This is a genomic window from Pseudoalteromonas sp. CO348, assembly GCF_004208845.1.
Lineage (GTDB): Bacteria > Pseudomonadota > Gammaproteobacteria > Enterobacterales > Alteromonadaceae > Pseudoalteromonas > Pseudoalteromonas maricaloris.
Genome location: NZ_SGPI01000007.1, coordinates 21277 through 40126 on the forward strand (window position 1 = coordinate 21277; position 18850 = coordinate 40126).

Genomic DNA, 18850 nt, shown 5'->3' on the forward strand with positions numbered 1-18850 from the left:
GGCGAGAACACAGTAGAAATGCCAATCAAGCGCTGCCCTTTGGGTTCACCTGAGTGCGCTTTGTTCATTGTTGCTCAACCTTTGCCTAGATCACTAGGCGGCAAGTCGAGCGTCGCGACCAAAAAACACTCAGGAGAACAAAAATCAAACAGCAAAGGTCAACAGGCCCTAGTATTTACCAATCACTTTGACGGCTCCGGTTACTTTACTTGCATCAATATAACCGATTGCGTCTGCATTGCTCGAAACAAAATCGATTACCGCTTGATCGCTATCTAGCTTCTTCGGAGGTGTTCCTTTACCGGTGAATACTAATTTAGACCAATGGGCATTTAGTTGAGAGCTCGATTTACCAATCACTTTGTCGTTAAACTCGTCAAATACAGCATTACCATCCTGATTCACAGGGGTCGCACTACTACCATCGGCAAATGATTTGCTTTTGCCAAGAAATAACTTTTTGATAGTACCGTCATCCACAGTAGATGCATTTGCTGAGTTCACGATAACGGCAACATCTGCTAAAGCTGCTTGGCTGGCTAACAGTAGCCCTAAGGTCATTATTTTTTTAATCATATTAGCCTCCGTTAGAATACTAAATCGATACCGAAGCTCAACAGTTCAACTTTTTGATCTGTCAATGTGTTATCGAATTGGTTTAGTTCAATCTTGAATGCTGCTGACGGATGGAAGTCATAACGTGCACCAATACTCCACGTTTCTGATTCTGCACGAGCACCTGCAAGCGCACCATTAACAAGTGTTCTTAAATAAGGTGCATTTGGATTGGTTGGATCGGTCGTGACAGGAATGGTTACACCATTTGGAGCGGTGATGGTGAGTGGGACAGAGTTAAACTCGTCATTCTCATTCTTATCTTCATTGTGTTCGTAGGTTAGGTGGACTGTCCATGCATCAATACGGTAACCGAGGGAAGCGTAATACTGCTGTTGTTTAGCTAGTATGCTGTTATCCACTTCAAACTGAGTGTATTCTGCATCGAACAAGATATCGTTATAGTCGATAGCAATACCAATCGCGGCAAAGTAAGCATCATCCTTATCGACAGCAATATCATCCGCTTGTTGAGTTAGCCCATAGCCAGTTAACCCTGCCAACAACCCCGATAGTTCAGGGCTATTAGCTGCACTAATGCTCGCTTCGGTAGCAAAGTAGGCCGCACGCGCACTAAACCAATCTCTGCTTAGTGTCCAGTTAATACCTACTGTGTTGTTCAACTCAGCTTCATCTGAGTAGGTAATAGCAACAATGTCGTCATCTACGCTGCCTAAAGCTAGCTGTACAGTGCTTTCCCACTCCCCTAATGTCGAATTATGGATATAACTCAATCCGTTATAGGTGCTAAAGCTTAGGTTATATACAGATTGAGGTGGTTTAACCCAGCGGTATGCATAACCCACATCTAAAAAGTCAGAATAGCGATAGAATGGTATACGCATTTTACCTGCGCTTATCTGTGACGAGTCTGAAATCGCATAAGTTAAGTATGCCCATTCAAACTCGGCATCAAAGTCATTCTGACCACGGCCTACGATCTGTGCTGTGGCAGTTAGACTTTCTTGTAGATCGGCGGAAAGTTGTAGGGCGAATAAACTACGGTTTTCCATATCAAAATCATTGTCATAGCCATATAGTGTGTCGTCACTATCTAGCGTTTGACCACCAATAATGGAAGCAAAACCATTAATTCTGATCTCAGCGGCGCTGTGAAAACTCACTGTCCCAAGCGCTATCGCTAAAGCAATTGCTGACTTTTTCATATTGATTCCCATTTTCTTTGCAAAGAGTCGTGTCTGTAACACTCATTAAAAGCGCTGATACTGAGCTCAACAATAGTGTTACTTTTGTCTTAGAGATTAGAATAAAAACCAGAAATAACAAGTTATTAAGAAAAGTTAGTGCTCACTGCTTGCATTGTTTAAGAAACCAAGTCTTGAGCCAAGTTAAGTTGGTGTTGTATGTCTATCTCATCAGACCAGTTTATTGTATCGCAAAATATTCTAAAAAGGTGAATAAAAAATAACGGCGGGAATTAGAAAGTGCTTGTATTTAAAAGAATATTAAGGGAATTTTTTTGCCAAAAAGAGCAAACTATCGTTTGCTCTCGGTAATTTTTTCAGCCTGTACTTTGCAGGCATTATACTGCTCAATACATTTATCAGTGCATATCTGTAAAGACATTGTCTCTGGTGTGTTTTGCATCTCACAGCTGCGTTCGCATTGATAGTTCTGCTGTGCACACTGATTCAACTCAGGTGAGATAGAGTTACTGCACCCCAATAGGGTGGTAGAAAATACTAATAAGGCGAACGCAATTTTCATTATTATTCCTTAGACTGTGACTTGAATATTATCAATCAGTCTGACTTTGCCAAGAAAAGCTGCGGCAAGAATGACGAGTTGATTATCTTCGAGTGTAGCAGGTTTCAAGCTATCTTTTTGACAAATGTTAAAATAATCCAACTTTAAACCCGCATTATGCAGCATTTCTGTTGCATTTTTTGTTACCTTCGAAAAGTCTTTTTCGCCATTCTCTATAGCGCCAGCTGCTGCTTTTAGCGCTTGAAAAAGTACTTTAGCAGTATCTTTTTCAGATTCAGAGAGGTAACCATTACGTGAGCTCATCGCCAGTCCAGAAACTTCTCTTTGAGTCGCAACACCAATCACTTCAACAGGAATAGACAAGTCTTTCACCATTGTTTTGATGACCTGTAATTGTTGAAAGTCTTTTTCACCAAAGCAGGCAAAATCAGGTTGCACTAAGTTAAACAGTTTAGTGACAACCGTTGCAACGCCACGAAAGTGTCCAGGGCGTGTACCACCACAGTGTCCTTCAGATACTCCCGGCACATCAACAAAACTCTGCGCATTTAGGCCGTTAGGATATATGGTCTCAACGGTAGGCGTAAATACAATATCGGTTTCTAGTTCTGCAAGGCCTTGCTTGTCTTGCTCAAGCGTACGTGGGTAGCTGTCGAGGTCTTCGTTCGCACCAAATTGCATTGGGTTTACAAAGATACTGACAACGACTTTATCCGCTAGGGTTTTCGCTTTTTCTACTAAGGAAAAATGACCACGGTGAAGGTTGCCCATCGTTGGTACGAAGGCAATGCTCAACCCTTGTTGGCGCCAAGCTTTAGTCTGGCTTCGTAACGATTTAATCTCAGTAACTGATTGCATGTTGTACTCTAACTCAATAATAACAATACCAACCCAAACAAAACGCTTGGATCAGACTCAGCGATAAGCATCGCTCATCGCAAATTTAATTAAATTCGTGATCAGGCCCTGGGAAGTCACCTGATTGCACGTCTGCACAAAACTTTTTCACCGCATCTGGCATGTTGCCAGTTTCGAGCAGGAAGTTCTTCGAAAACTTAGGAATATAGCCTGCAGAAATACCGACCAAGTCATGCATAACCAAAATTTGGCCATCGGTCTCTTTACCTGCGCCAATACCAATGACCGGAATTGCCACGGCGTCGGTAATACGTTTAGCCAGTGCTGAAGGCACACATTCAATCACAATCATTTGAGCACCAGCACGTTCTAACGCTTGTGCATCGGCTATCATCTTTTGCGCTTGTGCTTCTTCACGACCTTGAATTTTAAAGCCACCAAACACGTGCACTGATTGTGGTGTTAAACCTAAATGACCACAAACTGGGATCCCTTGCTGAGTAAGCAGTGCAATGCTGTCGTAAAGCCATTCACCACCTTCAAGCTTAACCATATTAGCACCAGAGCGCATCAAGGTAGCTGCATTCTGACAGGCTGACTGTGGATCTGAATAGCTCATAAAAGGCATATCGGCGATAACGAATAGCTCTTTACTACCAGCTCTTACACAACGGGTGTGATAGGCAATGTCATCCGTGGTAACGGCTAAAGTGTCTTCACCACCTTGTAAAACCATACCCAGAGAATCACCCACTAAGATGACATCTACGCCATTGTCGTGAAATAACTTTGCAAAACTTGCATCGTATGCGGTGAGGGCTGTTATTTTTGTTCCTTCACGCTTCATTTTGGCAAGTGTTGAGACGGAAATTTTTGCCATGGTAAACCCCTTGGATTGGTTTATTTGAGGATTGCTAATCCGTTAAGTGGTAACTTTTGTGTTAAAGAGCTAAGCTCAGTGCCATCAGGTAATTTGAGCTCTGGCGCTATCTCTAATAGTGGATAGACGACAAATTCTCTTTCTTTCAAGCCGTAATGTGGCACCGTAAGTCTATCACTGTTAATGGTGTCGGTATTAAAAAGCAGAATATCTAAATCGAGCGTGCGCGGTCCCCAGCGTTCAGCTTTGCGTACACGACCATGTTCAAGCTCTATTTGTTGCAACATATCGAGTAAAGATGGTGCTGTTAATGATGTCGCTAGTTTTGCTACGGCATTCACATAATCAGGTTGATCTTGAGGGCCCATAGGTTTTGAGCCATACAGGCTAGAGTGCTGGACAAGCGAGAGGTCTGGATGGGCGGCGAGCACATCGAGTGCTCGCTGTATTTGTGCCATCGGTTCGGATAGGTTTGCACCCAATCCAATGTACGCAATATTCATTTAATCTTCTTTTGGTTTTCTTTTTGGCTTACGTCTATTATAACGACGCTTAGGTTTGCTTTGGTTACCTAAGTTGCGCACCATGTCTTTTTGGCCGGTGACATCATTCTTGAGGTAGTCAGTCCACCAAGCTGCAAGTTCTTCTTGCTCTTGCTCACCACTTTCAACACGCAATAATAGGAAATCATATGCGGCTTTAAATCTCGGCTGCAAGCTTAGGCGGTAAGCACGCTGGCCTGAACGTTTATCTAGGCGTTGTTGAATATGCCAGATATCTCGGGCACCTAAAGTAAAGCGTTTAGGCACAGCAACGTGTTTAGCATTTTCAGCAAGGACGTGATTAATGGCTTGCATAAAGGCATCATATTCATTCATACCTTCGGCCGCGAGCGCTTCGCTTTTAGCTAAAATCGGGAACCATAAAAGTGCTGCATAGATAAATGCAGGGGTTACTTTTTTATCCGCGTTGATACGGCTATCCGTATTGGCAAACATTTGCTGAATAAAGCGACGTTCAAAGTCATTATCAGGCTGTGCTAGGATTTTATCTAACGCCGGGAATAATTGTGCAAACAAGCCGTATTCACGCATCTGAAGAAAGTTTTCTTCCGCTTTACCATTTAAAAATAGCTTTAGCGTTTCTTCGAACAAGCGTGCAGCTGGAATATGCCCAAGTAACGGCGCTAGTGCTTTAATCGGAGTGCGGGTCGGGGTAGCAATCTCCATATCCAGTTTGGTTGCAAAGCGGATAGCTCTCAGCATACGTACCGGATCTTCGCGATAGCGAGTTTCAGGATCGCCAATCAGCTCAATTTTACGTGCTTTAATGTCAGCAACACCGCCGGCAAAGTCGCGTAAAGTAAAGTCATTAATCGAATAATATAGCGCATTGATAGTAAAGTCGCGGCGCTCGGCGTCTTCTTCAATACTGCCGTAGACATTGTCGCGTAATAGCTGCCCGTGTTCGCTGGCCTGACTTGTCGTGGCACAAGAGTCATCACTTTGATGGTGGCCACGCATGGTGGCAACTTCAATAATTTCCCGCCCAAAAACAATGTGCGCAAGACGGAAGCGACGACCTATTAAGCGACAGTTACGGAAGAGCTTTTTGATTTGTTCAGGTGTTGCATTGGTAACGACATCAAAGTCTTTAGGCTCTATTCCTAGCATGATATCGCGTATACAACCACCAACTAGATAGGCATCATAGCCACCGTCTTTTAAGCGATAGAGCACTTTGATAGCGTTAGGGCTAAATTGTTTACGAGATATACCATGCTCGCTGCGAGGAATTATCGCAGGTGTCGGGCTGGCCATTTTCACCGTCTCATCGCCTTTTCCAGTTACAAACTGGCGGCAAAAGTTTACAAGCTTGGAAATAATAACTCGTCTCCTGAGCAATCAAGTTTTCTATTCTAGTCGTTGTGAACCACTGCTTTTGTCTTAAAACAGGTCGCATTTAAGGCTCGCTATCATATACTCAAATGAGACTAAATTGAAGTACTTGAAAACAGTGGGCGAAAAGCAAAATCGCCATTTTCTAGAGAGTCTAGTTGAATTTCCTGTACTTTAGGAACGCTATCTAGACTAAAAATATCAATAGCGTGAGTCAGCAATGCGTCAACGTCTTGATAATTATGGAGAGAATCAACCGGCACATGCAAATAACGCAGCGCGGCATAAAGGGTTGGTAACGGGTTATGGTTATCAATAGCTGGAGCATGATTCTGCTTAGATAACTTAAATCCGGGCTCTGCGACAGCCAGTGGTACGTGAGCGTACTCAGGTGATGGCTGATTGAGTTGTCGAAATAAACTAATTTGTCTTGCTGTGGGTTCTAGCAAATCGGCACCACGCACGATATGACTAATCTTTTGCTCTATGTCGTCAACGACCACCACCAATTGATAAGCAAATAAGCCGTCGCGGCGTTTAACGATGTAATCTTCATGCGCAATTGCAGGGGGAATGACAACCATGCCTTGTATTGCATCATTAAATTCAGTAACTGGACAGCGCTGCTGTAGGCGCAAAGCATTATCTTGCCAACTTAGCGCTAAAGCTCGGCAATGATTGTTATAAAACCCACCCATTGCTTTAATTTGCTTTCTAGTACATTGACACGCATACATAAGGGAGTCTGATTTTAGTGTCGTCAAATAGGCTTGGTATAGGGCATGGCGCTGCGATTGATAGACAACGTCTTCATCCCAGTAAAGGCCATATGCTTCAAGAGTGGTTAATATATTGTCGGCAGCACCCGCAACTACACGCGGTGTGTCTATATCTTCGATGCGAACGAGCCATTTACCTTGATTGACTTTTGCATCTAGATAGCTACTCAGGGCGGCCACAAGAGAGCCGAAATGAAGCGGTCCGGAAGGCGAGGGAGCAAATCGACCGCGATAGCTCCCAGTTTGCTTTAAGCTTGGGGACACAGGGCTGAGATTATCCTCTGCCTTGTTGTTTTTCTTTGATTTCTGCGAGAGATTTACAATCAACACAAAGATCAGCTGTTGGACGCGCTTCTAAACGGCGAATGCCGATTTCAATACCGCACGACTCACAATAGCCGAAATCATCATCTTCGATAAGTTGAAGTGTTTTCTCAATTTTCTTGATTAGCTTACGCTCGCGGTCGCGAGTACGCAGTTCAAGAGAAAACTCTTCTTCTTGCGCTGCACGGTCCACAGGATCAGGAAAGTTTGCCGCTTCGTCTTGCATGTGTGTCTTAGTTCGGTCTACTTCATTACGTAGATCGGCACGCCATGCTTCTAATATCGCTTTGAAATGAGCACGTTGTGCTTCATTCATGTATTCTTCGCCTGGCTTTTCTTGATAAGGTTCTACACCGGCTTGAGCCAATAACCCTAGTTTTTTCTGGTCTGGCATACCATTCTCCTAAATCCTTAATACATAACCCCAGCTTTCGCCGGCGGGTATAAATAGCAAAATCTTTACCCCTTAGCAAACACTTTTTTACTGCAAATGTCAGCCACTTTTTTCAATGTTTAACTATTTGGGGGAGAAAACTATCACGGCTATATGTGGGCAGCATGAAAAAAGTCAAGCGTAATCAAAAGGAATTTCTTCAATTAATTGTACTTGGTTGTCGTCAATATGCGCTCGATAAGCAATGATTTCTACTCCATGAGAAATTGCTTCTTTTACTAACGCTGCATATTTTTGATCGATATGACTGGCTGGTTTGACACAATTGATCCCTGTATGGAGCGCGGCAAACAGTAACACCGCACGATGACCTTGCTGTTTTATGTGGATTAATTCTCTAAGATGTTTTTGACCTCTTAAGGTTTCTGCATCAGGGAAAAAACCTTGCTGTTGCTCAAGCAAAGTCACCGACTTTACTTCAACGTAGCAGAATTGCGAGGATTGTCCATTTTCGAGGTTGCTCAACAAAATATCAATTCGGCTATTTTCAGCCCCGTATTTCACCTCAGTTTGAAGTGTTTTGTAGCCTTGCAGTTGCGTTATTCTTCCTTGCTCTATGGCCTCAACAGATACTTTATTAGCCACCGCTGTATTTACACAAATAAAATGACCATCATTATCTTGCGTCAGCTCCAACGAATGAATGTACTTTCGTTTAGGGTTATCGCTGGTGGAATAATAGGCTGTAAATCCCGGGTCTGCACAGTTGGTCATTCTACCCGTATTGGCGCAGTGTACGGTGAATTCGTCACCACTTGGGGCGCGTAAGTCGACAAGAAAGCGTTTATATCGTTTGAGCAAGGTTGCTTGCTGTAATTGCCTAGAAAACTTCATTGGTCGCTTTAGGTTGGGTGTATTTAGTGGCTAGTGTACACTTAACCACACTTACAAGCACAAGAGTGAAAAGAGAATGTCAGAGAAATTTATTGTACGACTGAGTGAAGACGCAAAACCAGAGTATTTATCTGCTGGTGCTGCATTGTCGTTTGAAAAGGACGGTGCTTTTATCCATTTACAACAAGACGAAACGCTGAAGAATATTCAAAAAGCGGCTCGTAGCATCGCACAACAAGGGATTAAACAAGTTCATCTAGAAGGTGACTTGTGGTGTACTGAATCTCAATGGGCTTTTTATCAAGGGTTTGTGTCACCAAAAGCGTTAGATGGTGTGGTGTTTGTTGACAACGACCAGTCAGATCTAAAAGAGCTTGATGCATTAAAAGCATCGGCAACATGGATGCGTCAGATGATCAACGGCACGGCCGAAGACATTTATCCTGAAAGCCTTGCTGGAAAAGCGGCTGAGTTTATTCAGTCATTGGCACCTGAGCATGTTAGCTATCAAATCATTAAAGGCGACGCGCTGTTAGAGCAGCAATGGATTGGTATCCACGAAGTGGGACGCGGCAGTGAGCGTCCACCAGTATTGCTTGAGCTTGACTACAATCCGACGGGTAATGATGACGCTCCAGTTAGCGCTGCGCTTGTGGGTAAAGGGATCACGTTTGACTCAGGTGGGTACTCGATTAAGCCAAGCGAAGGCATGCTTACGATGAAGTGTGATATGGGTGGTGCGGCAACCGTAACGGCTGGTTTAGCGCTGGCTATTCAACGTGGTTTTGACCGTCGTGTTAAGTTGTTCCTATGTTGTGCTGAAAACCTTATCTCAGGCCATGCCTATAAGTTAGGTGATATTCTTACCTACAAAAATGGTACCACAGTGGAAATCGTAAATACCGATGCAGAGGGTCGCTTAGTGCTTGCTGATGGCTTGATGGCTGCCGGTGAAACAGGCGCAGAGCTTATTATTGATGCCGCGACATTAACGGGCGCAGCGCTCGTTGCTGTAGGACAAGAGTACAATGCGTTATTTGGTTTAGACAAAACACTTGTCGGTGATGTGCAGCAGTTCGCGAGTGACGAATTTGAAGCCGCGTGGCCATTACCTCTAGAAAAGTGGCACCAAAATAACTGTCCATCGCCTTATGCGGATACAGCTAACAGCCGAGCACAAAAAGGTGGCGGCTTTGGTGGTGCATCAAATGCAGCGGGTTTCCTATCTCGCTTTGTGCCAAATGAAGGTCAAGGTTGGGTGCATATCGACCTTGCAGCTTCTTTCCAAAATAGCGCTAGTGGTCAATGGGCTGCGGGTGCAACGACGTTAGGTATGAGAACCGTAGCGAGAACGCTCCAAGAAAAAGCGTAATCATGCTGATTGCCGGGTGTATTCCGCGGAATACACTCGGTTTATTACCACGTTTAAGACAAAAGTGCAGCAGCGAGCCGCACAAAGTCTGATGATGTTAGTATTCCAACCAGTTTGTTTTGCTCGTCTACCACAGGCATACAGCCATGGCGATTATCGACAAAAAAGCGCACCACATCTTGTAGTGATTGACTTGGGCGCACGCTCGCAAAATCGGTCGCCATAATATCTTGTACTTTTGTTTGCTTTTCTTTTCTGGCAAGCGCATTTGCGCCATAGGTTGCCATTATTCCCATTACCTTTGCGATCATAATTTTTTGCGTGAGCATACCAACTAAGGCTCCAGCTTCGTCAATCACAGGAATGTGACGAACATTTTTTTCTTTCATTAAATTGTGCGCATCTTGCAAGGTATTTTCAGCAATCACTGCGAACGGATCTGGGGTCATTAAATCAGCTACGGTTTGGGTCATCTGCTACTCCTTTTCACTCCATATGCTTATGTTGAGTTTAGCCTGATCTATTTGGCATGTATGGAATTGAGATCAAGTTTTGAACTATTTCTCGAAGGACTCCTCTTATGAAGATAACAATAAGAAAGGATAACCCAATGAAAAAGTTACTGATGTTAGGTGCTGTTGCGAGCTTACTTTGCAACTCTGTTTTCGCCGCTGAGCGAAGTGTTGAATATGGTGAGATTAATCAAATTCTAGATTTAATCGCCAACAAAGCGCAGTCGCAATATATCTTGTCTAAATTTACAGTGGAAGTGAAGCAGCCTGATATCGCGCTAGAGGATATTAAGCTATGGCTGGAGCAAGATGGCAAGATCATTGCTGATGGTATCATAGATAAAGACGGCAATATTGACCTACCTATTCTCCCGCAGTCACGTGCTGATAAAGTTAATTTAGTGATCAATCAAGAAAAAGATGCTGTTGCGATTATGGTCAATACGGATATAGCGCCGCTGACTAAGCTGCGGGTTATGTATCGCGATTTGTTTATCCTTTTAGAGGATATGGACGCTTTTGTTGAGTTGATGGCAGGTAGCTTGTCTTGGCTTGCTCCAAGCTTTGATGAACTAGAGTTTACATTTACCGAACCTGCATCAATTCAGTTTGTGGATGAGAAGGGTAAAACTCAAAAGTTTGTGACGGATGATGAGTTTAAGATCCAAATCCCGAATAAGAAAAAGTGGATGAAGCAAAACCCATCTTTGCAATTTAGTGCCTTACCAACGCAGTTTGCGCCCATTGACTAGGGGAGATAGTCCGTATGCCTGCTAGCGGGCGGGCATATGCTTTTCCATCAGATAGTTAGTTAACACTTCGCCTCGAACCTTCACTTGTTGTTCCTTTATCACTTGGAAACCAAAATGTTCAAAGAAAGGTTTAGCCGTTTTACTAACATGGGAAAATAAGCGCGTTGTGTTGGTTATTTTGCTGTGTTCTAAGAGTGCGAGCATAAGTGCTTTACCTATGCCTTGGCCTTGATGTTCTGCATGGCAAAAAAAGTGATCAATAAGACCGTCAGCTTGGATATCGGCAAAGCCAACAATTTTACCATTTAGCACGGCGACGAGGGGTTGATTGCTCCTTAATCGGTCTTGCCAGCTTTTATCGACAACGTCGCTATGTGCCCATGCATTAACTTGGCTATTGGAGTAATGCTGTATATTTACCGAGCGTATTGTGTCAAACATAAGCTTGCGTAACACGGCTTCTTCGCCGCTTTGAAATTGTCTGATGATAATCATTGTTAATCTTTATTCTTGGAGCCTTAATTGCCCGGAAATAGCGTGTTGCTCAGCAATCTCTGCAAGTCGTACGTATTTTTGTTCAACCAGTTGAGACACGGGAACAAGTTTGGCATCAATACTTTCAAGCTCAGCTAACTTGGCTGCAAGAAAGGCGGCGGTTTCTTTATATGGGTGTGCAATGATAATAACATGCTCGTGATTATCAAGTAGCTTAAGCATATGTTGCCACTGCTTGTTGAGCGCCTCGGTGGATATATCATTGTCTAGAAAGACCTGCCGAGCTACGTTTTTTACGCCATAAAGGTTGGCTGCATATTGGGCTTGGCTGTGGCTAGTGGTGCGGCTATCTAAAAAGTATAATCCGCGCTTTTTTAGTATTTCCATTGTCCATTTCATTGGCTCTATTTGTTCGGTTAATGCTGAGCCCATGTGATTGTTTACGCCTTTAACTTGAGGTAGTGTCGATAGCGCATTGCCAAGTGTCATTTGCAACTGCCACTTTTCCATATCGGTGGTTAATGCGCCCGGGCCAAGGGCCTTTTCCGTGTCTTGTGCCTGCATTGGCACATGTAACAAAAGCTCGCGTTGTTGGCGGCTGGCTGCAAAGGCAAATTGTTGAGAAAAAGGCGTATGGGGCAGGATCGAAAAGGTGATCCCACCCGGCAAAGACAGTAACTCTAAGTCACGTTGGTGATTGCCAATGTCGTCTATAACAATGGCAAACTGTTTTGCTGGCACTGCAAAAGTCATGCAGGCCAGTATTATCCCGATTATTTTTTTTAGCACACAAATTATTATTATAGTTTACAGCCCTACAGGGCTGTTTTTTATTTACTGTGATTGAACTAACGCCAGCGCCTTAGGCCAATGCGATGCTAGCTGCTCAATACCTGTTGTTTTGATTGATTCTTCACCAGTGATTATAGCGCTTTTATCCAACAGGGAAAGCGCTTGTTTGGTAAAATATACATCGGGCTCTATGCCTTTACCTTCAATTGATGTACCTGCTGGTGTGTAGTATCTCGCTGTCGTTAACTTTAATGCAGTAGTACCATTGCCAATTGGGATCAAGGACTGAACCGAGCCTTTACCATAGGAACGTAAGCCAACGACTAAGGCACGTTTATTATCCTTGAGTGCGGCGGCTAAAATCTCGGCCGCTGAAGCGGAATTATTGTTGATTAATACCAAAATAGGCGCACCATTTAAAATATCTCCCCGCTTTGCAATGTAAGCCTGATTGGCGTCATAGAAGCGGCCTTTGGTCGTGACGATTGTGCCACTATCTAAAAAAAGATCTGAGATTGCCACGGCACTGTTAAGTGTGCCGCCGGGGTTGTCACGTAAATCAATAACCAGCTTTTTCAATGGACTGCCTAACTGTACTTGTAGTCGGTTTATGTGTCTTGCAACATCGTGATAGGTGTGATGATTAAAACTGTTGACGCTTAAAAAACCGGTACCGTCGTTTAAGAGTTTACTAGCGACACTTTCAATAACTATCTCTTGACGTTTAAGCTCAAGTGCAACCAGCTCGTCTTGTCTTAATACTACTAAATTGATGAGGTTTTTATTTGCAGCTTTGAGTAGGGCAGACACTTCTTCTATCGATTTACCCGCGACATTAGCGCCATTGATTGCGTGGAGTTTATCACCGCTCTCTATGCCTGCTTGGGCTGCTGGTGAATTGGGCAGGGTATCCAAAATAACCACGTAATTATCTTGCTCTTCGACTTCAATACCAAGCCCCGTGTAGCGTCCATTTGCTGCACTGAAGATGGATTCCAAGTCTTCCTCGTTGAGGTATTTAGAGTAGGGGTCTAAATTGTCAAAGAGGCTCGACAAGTTGCCTGCGTTGTAGCGACTGAGAGGTAAGTCTTCAACATAATAGGTGTGAATATGATACAGGATTTCATCGATTTCTTGAGCCGAGAACTTTTGTGTAGACGCGTGACTAAAAGCGCTAAAACTTAACAAAAGCAGGAAGCTTAATAATGCAACATAGCGCGCTGCAAGCGCGTAAAAACGGATTTGTCTATTCATGTGCTGCTCCTCATCAAGGTGCAGCACGGGTTATTCAGTTAACTGGATCTGCACCATTTTATCGGATCTACAGCGCTTCCCTTATGCCGTATTTCAAAGTATAGACCAGGATCTCTTTGTCCGCCGCTTTGTCCTACCAATGCGATCACTTCACCACTGCGAACTTGATCGCCAACATCGCGAAGCAGCGTTTGTGCGTGGCCATATAGACTCATAAAACCATGACCATGATCGAGCACAATAACCCAGCCAAAGCCATTTAACCAATCTGCATACACGACTTGACCGGGAGCGACACTCGCAATTTCAGCCCCTTCTTTTGCGCCAATGAGGACGCCCTTCCAGTTCATGCCAGCATGCTTGCTTTGGCCGAATTTATACTTAATTCGACCTCTGGTCGGTAAACTCATTTTGCCTTTTAGTTTGGTTAGTCCATCCAAGCGTACTTCGGCTTCTCTTTGCGCTTTGGCAAGCTCTTCTAACGTTTGGATTAAGGTTTGCTCATTTTCTTTTAAATAAGCGATAGCAGAGCGTGTTTCACTGAGTTTGTTATTTAGGTTTGCAAGCTGGTTTTGACGTTCTTGCTGCGCCTTATTGAGCGCTTCTAAGCGTTCATTCTGATGGTTTTGTAGCGCTTCTAAGCGTGCTTGTGTTCTTGCTAACTCAGCTTGAGTCTGTGCCAATTCTTGGCCGATAGATTTGAGCTGTTCGAGTTGTTTAATGCGCGCTTTATTTAGGTAATCATAATAGGCAATGGTGCGCTCTAGCTTTGTTGCATGCTCTTGATTAAGTAACATTCTAGAATAATCATGAGAGCCCGTCATGTAGGCACTTTTTAGTTGAGCCGCAAGGATCTTTTCAAATTTTTTCTTGTCGTTTAACAGCGTGATTTCTTGCTTTTTAAGTTCGGCCTGCTCAGTTTGGTTTTCTTTGATCCCGATTTCTGTGAGTGAGATAGCTTTGGCACTTTTGGCAATATCAAGTTCGAAGGCTTTGAGCTTTGCTTCGTGACTGTTAATTTCACCGCGCTGCTTTTCTAATGCTTGTTGGCTCGCTTTAAGCTGTTGCTGAACTTCGCTTAAGTCTTGTTTGGTTCTAGATTCGTTGGCAACAGCGCCCGCTGTTGCCATAAGTAGCGCCGCACCGAGAAGTGCGGCATAGTGAAATGTCGTTTTTAACGGCATACAGGCAGGCCGTTATTTTAAACGCATAATTGGAGTGCCTGTCATCTCGCTAGGCTGCTCCATACCAAGTAAATGCAGCATTGTTGGTGCAACATCGCTTAGGGCTTTTCCTGCTTGTGGCTCTGCATCACGACCTACATAAATAAATGGTACAGGCTCACTAGTGTGTGCTGTGTGAGCTTGGCCCGTTTTCGGGTTTTGCATTTGCTCAGCATTGCCGTGGTCTGCTGTGATCAGAGCTTCACCACCGGTTTCTTCTAACGCTGCAACCACACGACCGATACACTTATCAACGGCTTCACATGCTTTAACTGCGGCTTCGAATACACCTGAGTGTCCAACCATATCACCATTCGGGTAGTTACAGATAATGACGTCAAATTCACCGCTATGAATGGCTTCAACTAACTTATCCGTTAGCATTTCCGAGTTCATCTCTGGCTGCAAGTCGTAAGTGGCGACTTGTGGAGAAGGAATAAGCTCACGTTTTTCACCTTCAAAGAGATCTTCGCGACCGCCGCTAAAGAAGAAAGTGACATGGGCATATTTTTCCGTTTCTGAAATACGCAGCTGAGTTTTGTTGTGCTTAGCTAGCCATTCACCTAACACATTGACAAGTGCTTCAGGCGCGAAAGCGATAGGGGCTTTAATATCGGCAGCGTACTCAGTCATCATAACAAACGCACTTAGGTCCGGTGCTTTGCGTTTTTCGAAGCCGTTAAAGTCAGCATCGACAAAAGCACGGGTCATCTGGCGCGCTCGGTCTGCACGGAAGTTCATAAAGATAACTGTATCACCATCATTGATAGTTGCAGCGGGTTGCCCAGCTTCGGTGATCACAGATGCTTTAACAAACTCATCATTTTCATCACGCGCGTAAGCTGCTTGTAGCGCTTCAACACCATTACTATAAGTAAAATCAGCGTCGCCACTTACCATCAGGTTATAAGCCGACTCGACGCGGTCCCAACGATTGTCACGGTCCATAGCATAGTAGCGGCCAATAATAGACGCTAGGCGGCCACAATTGAGTGACTGCATCAAGGCTTCCATTTTCTCAATTGACGCTTGTGCGCTACGAGGTGGTGTATCGCGGCCATCCAAAAATGCGTGCAAATAAACGGTTGCACCGCGCTCAGCTGCTAATTTAATTGCTGCAACAATGTGGTCTTCATGGCTGTGAACGCCTCCTGGGCTCAATAATCCCATTAGGTGAACGGCTTTGCCCTTTGCCACGGCTTTGTCGATATTCTCAACCAGAGCTGGGTTGTGCTCAAACTCACCATCGTCAATCGCCTTAGTGATCCGCGTGAAGTCTTGATAAACCACACGTCCTGCACCGAGGTTAACGTGGCCAACTTCGGAATTCCCCATTTGTCCATCCGGTAGACCAACATCAAGGCCTGAACCTGAAATCAAGGTGTGCGGAGCAGAGCGCCATAGTTCATCTAATACTGGGGTATTGGCTGCTAAAATAGCATTGCTCTCGCTTTCTTCGCGATAGCCCCAACCGTCTAAAATCATTAATACCAATGGCTTTTTCTTAGCTGTCATTTGCGCTCCTGAAATCCTGAATTAGGCACGATGTTGATGTCTTATAGCAAACGCTACAAGGTTAGATTTACTAACTTGGGCTGCAGCGCTGCGATAAGCTTGCTCTGGTTGCTGGTAAGTAGAATACCTGTTTTTGTATGAATATTCAGCCCCACAGTGATGAATTATCAACTTTGAGATTGATATTTGCTCATGTTGAACAAGTCTGTTTTGTCGAGAATAAAGCAGGTATACTTGCTGCCACTTTATCGTTTAATAATTTTTGGTTGATAAATTAATGGAACAATACGTTGCGTTTTTAGGTAACCATCCGGTACTTAGCATCATTTGGGTTGTGTTAGCCGCGATGTTAGTGAGTAGTTGGTTTAAGAGTCAGTTTTCTAAAATTAGACAAATTAATCCCCAGCAGTTGACTATGCTTGTTAACCGCCAAGATGGTCAGGTACTCGATATGCGTGCAGCAAAAGAGTTTAATCAAGGTCACATTGCAGGTGCTGAGCAGGTGAATGCGGAAAAACTCAAGCAAAAAGATTTTGCTGGTCTTGAAAAACATAAATCTAAGCCCATTATATTGGTCTGTAACACAGGTATGACGGCATCTGCTGTTGCTGATAACATGTACAAAGCTGGATTCGAGCAAGTGTACGTATTATCAGGTGGTATTGGCGCATGGCAAAGTGCGGGTTTACCAATCTCTAACGGAAAATAACTGAGGTCTATGATGAGCCAAGTCGTAATTTACACCAAAGACTATTGTCCTTTTTGTCATCGTGCAAAAGCACTATTAGATGCAAAAGGTGTCACATACACTGAGTATGATATTGGCGCACAGCCTGAGCTTCGTGACGAGATGATCGAAAAAGCCAACGGTGGCTATACTGTGCCACAAATCTTTATCGCTGAGCGCCATATTGGTGGTTGCGACGATATGATGGCGCTTGAAGCGACAGGCGAACTCGATAAGCTATTACAAGCATAAGATTGATTGAGCTTTGGCTCAGCTTACTTTTTTATAATGACTGCTAAGAATTAGCAGGATCACAACAGAATTTAGGAAATTATCATGGCAGAACAAAACCAAGCAGCAGAACAACAACAAGAAGGCGCTCAGTTCAACATTCAACGTATCTATACTAAAGATGTATCGTTTGAAACGCCAAACTCACCAGGTATCTTCCAAAAAGAGTGGACACCAGAAGTTAAGCTAGACATGGACACACGTTCAGCAAAGCTTGATGACAACGTTTTTGAAGTTGTTCTAGCGCTAACGGTAACGGCAACTATTGGTGAAGAAACTGCATTCCTATGTGAAATCCAACAAGCTGGTATCTTTGCAATTGCAGATCTTGAAGAAATGCAAATGGCACACATGCTAGGCGCATTCTGCCCTAACATCCTATTCCCATATGCGCGTGAAGCGGTAGCTAGCCTAGTTAACCGTGGTACTTTCCCACAGTTAAACCTTGCGCCAGTTAACTTTGACGCATTATTCGCTCAGTATATGCAGCAACGTGCGGCTCAAGCACAGCCTGAGCAAACTGCTGACGCATAATTGATGAGTACAGCAAAATCAGCTGTAACTGTATTGGGGGCGGGGTCTTATGGCACCGCCCTTGCTATTTGTTTTGCCCGAAATGGTCACCAAGTGACACTGTGGGGCCGCAATAGCGAACACGTTGAGGCGCTAGCAGCTGAGCGCAAAAACCAACGTTATCTTCCTGACATCCAGTTTCCAAACACGCTTGAACTTGAGGCCGATTTAGAAACGGCTGTTAAGTCTAGCGAGCGTATTTTGGTGGTTGTGCCAAGTCATGCGTTTGCAGACACCTTGAAGAAGATTAAACCTATGCTACTTGAGAATGCAAAAGTAGCTTGGGCAACCAAGGGGCTTGAACCAAATACTGGGCGATTATTGCAAGAGGTTGCATTGGATGTGTTAGGTGATGATGTGCCGCTGGCGGTGCTAAGTGGACCTACTTTTGCAAAAGAAATGGCCGCAGGATTACCTACTGCTATTTCAGTGTCTTCGATTTGTGCAAAGTTTCGTGAAGAGCTCGCAGAGCTGTTGCATTGCGGTCGCTCGTTTAGGGTGTATAGCAACGAAGACTTTATTGGTATTCAGCTCGGTGGTGCGGTCAAAAACGTTATCGCAATTGGCGCGGGCATGTCTGACGGCTTTGGTTTTGGTGCGAATGCCAGAACGGCGCTTATCACCCGAGGACTCGCTGAACTTTGTCGTTTAGGATGTGCGTTAGGCGCGCGCTCTGAAACCTTTATGGGTATGGCAGGGCTTGGTGATCTCATTCTCACTTGTACGGATAACCAGTCGCGTAATCGCCGTTTTGGTCTTGCACTTGGCTCGGGAAAGTCGGTCGATGAGGCGATGTCGAGTATAGGTCAGGTGGTCGAAGGCTATCGCAATACCAAAGAAGTTTATTTACTTGCTAAACGCACTGGTATTGAAATGCCGATCACTGAGCAGATCTATCAAGTGCTTTATGAGCAAAAAGATGTGAAAGAAGCCGCAATGGCGTTGCTTGGTCGCGAAAAGCGAGCTGAGTGATA

The 18850-nt window shown here is 44.2% G+C and carries 22 protein-coding genes; 6 read left to right on the forward strand and 16 right to left on the reverse strand.

Features of this window, described 5'->3' with window-relative positions:
• Positions 1 to 168 precede the first annotated feature (168 nt).
• The 10 genes from EXT48_RS01810 to sfsA all read right to left on the reverse strand — a co-directional run bounded on the left by EXT48_RS01810 (position 169) and on the right by sfsA (position 8370).
• Positions 169 to 576, reverse strand: a complete 408-nt coding sequence (locus tag EXT48_RS01810; protein WP_045990319.1) for a phosphate ABC transporter substrate-binding protein — start codon at positions 574 to 576, stop codon at positions 169 to 171.
• Positions 577 to 587: 11 nt separating this feature from the next.
• Positions 588 to 1781 (reverse strand): porin, encoded by a 1194-nt coding sequence (locus EXT48_RS01815; RefSeq protein ID WP_069022159.1) that lies wholly within the window; start codon positions 1779 to 1781, stop codon positions 588 to 590.
• Between the two features lie 331 nt (positions 1782 to 2112).
• On the reverse strand, positions 2113 to 2343 hold the full coding sequence (locus tag EXT48_RS01820) for a hypothetical protein (RefSeq protein ID WP_039491465.1): 231 nt from the start codon (positions 2341 to 2343) through the stop codon (positions 2113 to 2115).
• Between the two features lie 9 nt (positions 2344 to 2352).
• Positions 2353 to 3201, reverse strand: coding sequence for a pantoate--beta-alanine ligase (gene panC / locus EXT48_RS01825; RefSeq protein ID WP_130163424.1), 849 nt, complete (start codon positions 3199 to 3201; stop codon positions 2353 to 2355).
• An 85-nt stretch (positions 3202 to 3286) separates the two neighbouring features.
• Positions 3287 to 4081, reverse strand: a complete 795-nt coding sequence (panB, locus tag EXT48_RS01830; RefSeq protein ID WP_017216568.1) for a 3-methyl-2-oxobutanoate hydroxymethyltransferase — start codon at positions 4079 to 4081, stop codon at positions 3287 to 3289.
• A 20-nt stretch (positions 4082 to 4101) separates the two neighbouring features.
• A complete protein-coding gene (gene folK / locus EXT48_RS01835; protein WP_130163425.1) occupies positions 4102 to 4584 on the reverse strand; it encodes a 2-amino-4-hydroxy-6-hydroxymethyldihydropteridine diphosphokinase in 483 nt (160 codons plus the stop codon).
• A complete protein-coding gene (gene pcnB, locus EXT48_RS01840; protein ID WP_029215927.1) occupies positions 4585 to 5901 on the reverse strand; it encodes a polynucleotide adenylyltransferase PcnB in 1317 nt (438 codons plus the stop codon).
• A 173-nt stretch (positions 5902 to 6074) separates the two neighbouring features.
• The gene (gluQRS, locus tag EXT48_RS01845) at positions 6075 to 7022 is read right to left on the reverse strand and encodes a tRNA glutamyl-Q(34) synthetase GluQRS (RefSeq protein WP_130125783.1); all 948 of its coding nucleotides are present in this window, start codon (positions 7020 to 7022) and stop codon (positions 6075 to 6077) included.
• Between the two features lie 10 nt (positions 7023 to 7032).
• A complete protein-coding gene (gene dksA / locus EXT48_RS01850) occupies positions 7033 to 7476 on the reverse strand; it encodes an RNA polymerase-binding protein DksA (RefSeq protein ID WP_039491461.1) in 444 nt (147 codons plus the stop codon).
• A 174-nt stretch (positions 7477 to 7650) separates the two neighbouring features.
• Positions 7651 to 8370, reverse strand: a complete 720-nt coding sequence (sfsA, locus tag EXT48_RS01855) for a DNA/RNA nuclease SfsA (protein ID WP_039491458.1) — start codon at positions 8368 to 8370, stop codon at positions 7651 to 7653.
• 76 nt (positions 8371 to 8446) lie between these two features.
• Between sfsA and pepB the strand changes: the two genes are divergently transcribed.
• Positions 8447 to 9742: an aminopeptidase PepB gene (gene pepB / locus EXT48_RS01860; RefSeq protein WP_010378789.1), complete on the forward strand. Its 1296-nt coding sequence runs from the start codon at positions 8447 to 8449 to the stop codon at positions 9740 to 9742.
• Positions 9743 to 9795: 53 nt separating this feature from the next.
• Here the strand turns inward: pepB and EXT48_RS01865 are convergent, their stop codons facing one another.
• Positions 9796 to 10215, reverse strand: coding sequence for an HPP family protein (locus EXT48_RS01865; RefSeq protein WP_010378791.1), 420 nt, complete (start codon positions 10213 to 10215; stop codon positions 9796 to 9798).
• Positions 10216 to 10352: 137 nt separating this feature from the next.
• Between EXT48_RS01865 and EXT48_RS01870 the strand changes: the two genes are divergently transcribed.
• Positions 10353 to 11006: a DUF2987 domain-containing protein gene (locus tag EXT48_RS01870; RefSeq protein WP_130163426.1), complete on the forward strand. Its 654-nt coding sequence runs from the start codon at positions 10353 to 10355 to the stop codon at positions 11004 to 11006.
• Positions 11007 to 11027: 21 nt separating this feature from the next.
• Here the strand turns inward: EXT48_RS01870 and EXT48_RS01875 are convergent, their stop codons facing one another.
• From EXT48_RS01875 to gpmM, 5 genes are all read right to left on the reverse strand, one after another.
• The gene (locus tag EXT48_RS01875) at positions 11028 to 11501 is read right to left on the reverse strand and encodes a GNAT family N-acetyltransferase (RefSeq protein ID WP_130163427.1); all 474 of its coding nucleotides are present in this window, start codon (positions 11499 to 11501) and stop codon (positions 11028 to 11030) included.
• Positions 11502 to 11510: 9 nt separating this feature from the next.
• Positions 11511 to 12254, reverse strand: coding sequence for a divergent polysaccharide deacetylase family protein (locus EXT48_RS01880; RefSeq protein ID WP_045990310.1), 744 nt, complete (start codon positions 12252 to 12254; stop codon positions 11511 to 11513).
• Positions 12255 to 12335: 81 nt separating this feature from the next.
• Complete coding sequence (locus EXT48_RS01885) at positions 12336 to 13547, reverse strand: S41 family peptidase (RefSeq protein WP_069022176.1); 1212 nt, start codon at positions 13545 to 13547, stop codon at positions 12336 to 12338.
• A gap of 38 nt (positions 13548 to 13585) precedes the next feature.
• On the reverse strand, positions 13586 to 14731 hold the full coding sequence (locus tag EXT48_RS01890; RefSeq protein ID WP_069022178.1) for a murein hydrolase activator EnvC: 1146 nt from the start codon (positions 14729 to 14731) through the stop codon (positions 13586 to 13588).
• A gap of 12 nt (positions 14732 to 14743) precedes the next feature.
• Entirely contained in the window at positions 14744 to 16285 is a 1542-nt protein-coding gene (gene gpmM, locus EXT48_RS01895) for a 2,3-bisphosphoglycerate-independent phosphoglycerate mutase (protein ID WP_010607579.1), read from the reverse strand.
• 277 nt (positions 16286 to 16562) lie between these two features.
• On the opposite strand from gpmM, the gene EXT48_RS01900 reads away from it, so the two are divergent.
• The 4 genes from EXT48_RS01900 to gpsA all read left to right on the forward strand — a co-directional run bounded on the left by EXT48_RS01900 (position 16563) and on the right by gpsA (position 18848).
• Entirely contained in the window at positions 16563 to 16994 is a 432-nt protein-coding gene (locus EXT48_RS01900; RefSeq protein ID WP_069022180.1) for a rhodanese-like domain-containing protein, read from the forward strand.
• Between the two features lie 12 nt (positions 16995 to 17006).
• A complete protein-coding gene (gene grxC / locus EXT48_RS01905) occupies positions 17007 to 17264 on the forward strand; it encodes a glutaredoxin 3 (RefSeq protein ID WP_069022190.1) in 258 nt (85 codons plus the stop codon).
• An 84-nt stretch (positions 17265 to 17348) separates the two neighbouring features.
• Positions 17349 to 17837, forward strand: a complete 489-nt coding sequence (gene secB / locus EXT48_RS01910; RefSeq protein WP_010607582.1) for a protein-export chaperone SecB — start codon at positions 17349 to 17351, stop codon at positions 17835 to 17837.
• 3 nt (positions 17838 to 17840) lie between these two features.
• On the forward strand, positions 17841 to 18848 hold the full coding sequence (gpsA, locus tag EXT48_RS01915) for an NAD(P)H-dependent glycerol-3-phosphate dehydrogenase (protein WP_010607583.1): 1008 nt from the start codon (positions 17841 to 17843) through the stop codon (positions 18846 to 18848).
• Positions 18849 to 18850 lie beyond the last annotated feature (2 nt).

Excerpts from the sequence above, each read along its gene's own strand:
- EXT48_RS01865 (WP_010378791.1), bottom strand. The coding sequence starts at position 10,215 with ATGACCCAAACCGTAGCTGATTTAATGACCCCAGATCCGTTCGCAGTG.
- pepB (WP_010378789.1), top strand. The coding sequence starts at position 8,447 with ATGTCAGAGAAATTTATTGTACGACTGAGTGAAGACGCAAAACCAGAG.
- EXT48_RS01875 (WP_130163427.1), bottom strand. The coding sequence starts at position 11,501 with ATGATTATCATCAGACAATTTCAAAGCGGCGAAGAAGCCGTGTTACGC.
- EXT48_RS01820 (WP_039491465.1), bottom strand. The coding sequence starts at position 2,343 with ATGAAAATTGCGTTCGCCTTATTAGTATTTTCTACCACCCTATTGGGG.
- dksA (WP_039491461.1), bottom strand. The coding sequence starts at position 7,476 with ATGCCAGACCAGAAAAAACTAGGGTTATTGGCTCAAGCCGGTGTAGAA.
- EXT48_RS01810 (WP_045990319.1), bottom strand. The coding sequence starts at position 576 with ATGATTAAAAAAATAATGACCTTAGGGCTACTGTTAGCCAGCCAAGCA.
- EXT48_RS01900 (WP_069022180.1), top strand. The coding sequence starts at position 16,563 with ATGGAACAATACGTTGCGTTTTTAGGTAACCATCCGGTACTTAGCATC.
- grxC (WP_069022190.1), top strand. The coding sequence starts at position 17,007 with ATGAGCCAAGTCGTAATTTACACCAAAGACTATTGTCCTTTTTGTCAT.
- sfsA (WP_039491458.1), bottom strand. The coding sequence starts at position 8,370 with ATGAAGTTTTCTAGGCAATTACAGCAAGCAACCTTGCTCAAACGATAT.
- EXT48_RS01870 (WP_130163426.1), top strand. The coding sequence starts at position 10,353 with ATGAAAAAGTTACTGATGTTAGGTGCTGTTGCGAGCTTACTTTGCAAC.
- secB (WP_010607582.1), top strand. The coding sequence starts at position 17,349 with ATGGCAGAACAAAACCAAGCAGCAGAACAACAACAAGAAGGCGCTCAG.
- folK (WP_130163425.1), bottom strand. The coding sequence starts at position 4,584 with ATGAATATTGCGTACATTGGATTGGGTGCAAACCTATCCGAACCGATG.
- gpsA (WP_010607583.1), top strand. The coding sequence starts at position 17,841 with ATGAGTACAGCAAAATCAGCTGTAACTGTATTGGGGGCGGGGTCTTAT.
- panC (WP_130163424.1), bottom strand. The coding sequence starts at position 3,201 with ATGCAATCAGTTACTGAGATTAAATCGTTACGAAGCCAGACTAAAGCT.
- pcnB (WP_029215927.1), bottom strand. The coding sequence starts at position 5,901 with ATGGCCAGCCCGACACCTGCGATAATTCCTCGCAGCGAGCATGGTATA.
- EXT48_RS01890 (WP_069022178.1), bottom strand. The coding sequence starts at position 14,731 with ATGCCGTTAAAAACGACATTTCACTATGCCGCACTTCTCGGTGCGGCG.
- gpmM (WP_010607579.1), bottom strand. The coding sequence starts at position 16,285 with ATGACAGCTAAGAAAAAGCCATTGGTATTAATGATTTTAGACGGTTGG.
- panB (WP_017216568.1), bottom strand. The coding sequence starts at position 4,081 with ATGGCAAAAATTTCCGTCTCAACACTTGCCAAAATGAAGCGTGAAGGA.
- EXT48_RS01815 (WP_069022159.1), bottom strand. The coding sequence starts at position 1,781 with ATGAAAAAGTCAGCAATTGCTTTAGCGATAGCGCTTGGGACAGTGAGT.
- EXT48_RS01880 (WP_045990310.1), bottom strand. The coding sequence starts at position 12,254 with ATGACTTTTGCAGTGCCAGCAAAACAGTTTGCCATTGTTATAGACGAC.
- EXT48_RS01885 (WP_069022176.1), bottom strand. The coding sequence starts at position 13,547 with ATGAATAGACAAATCCGTTTTTACGCGCTTGCAGCGCGCTATGTTGCA.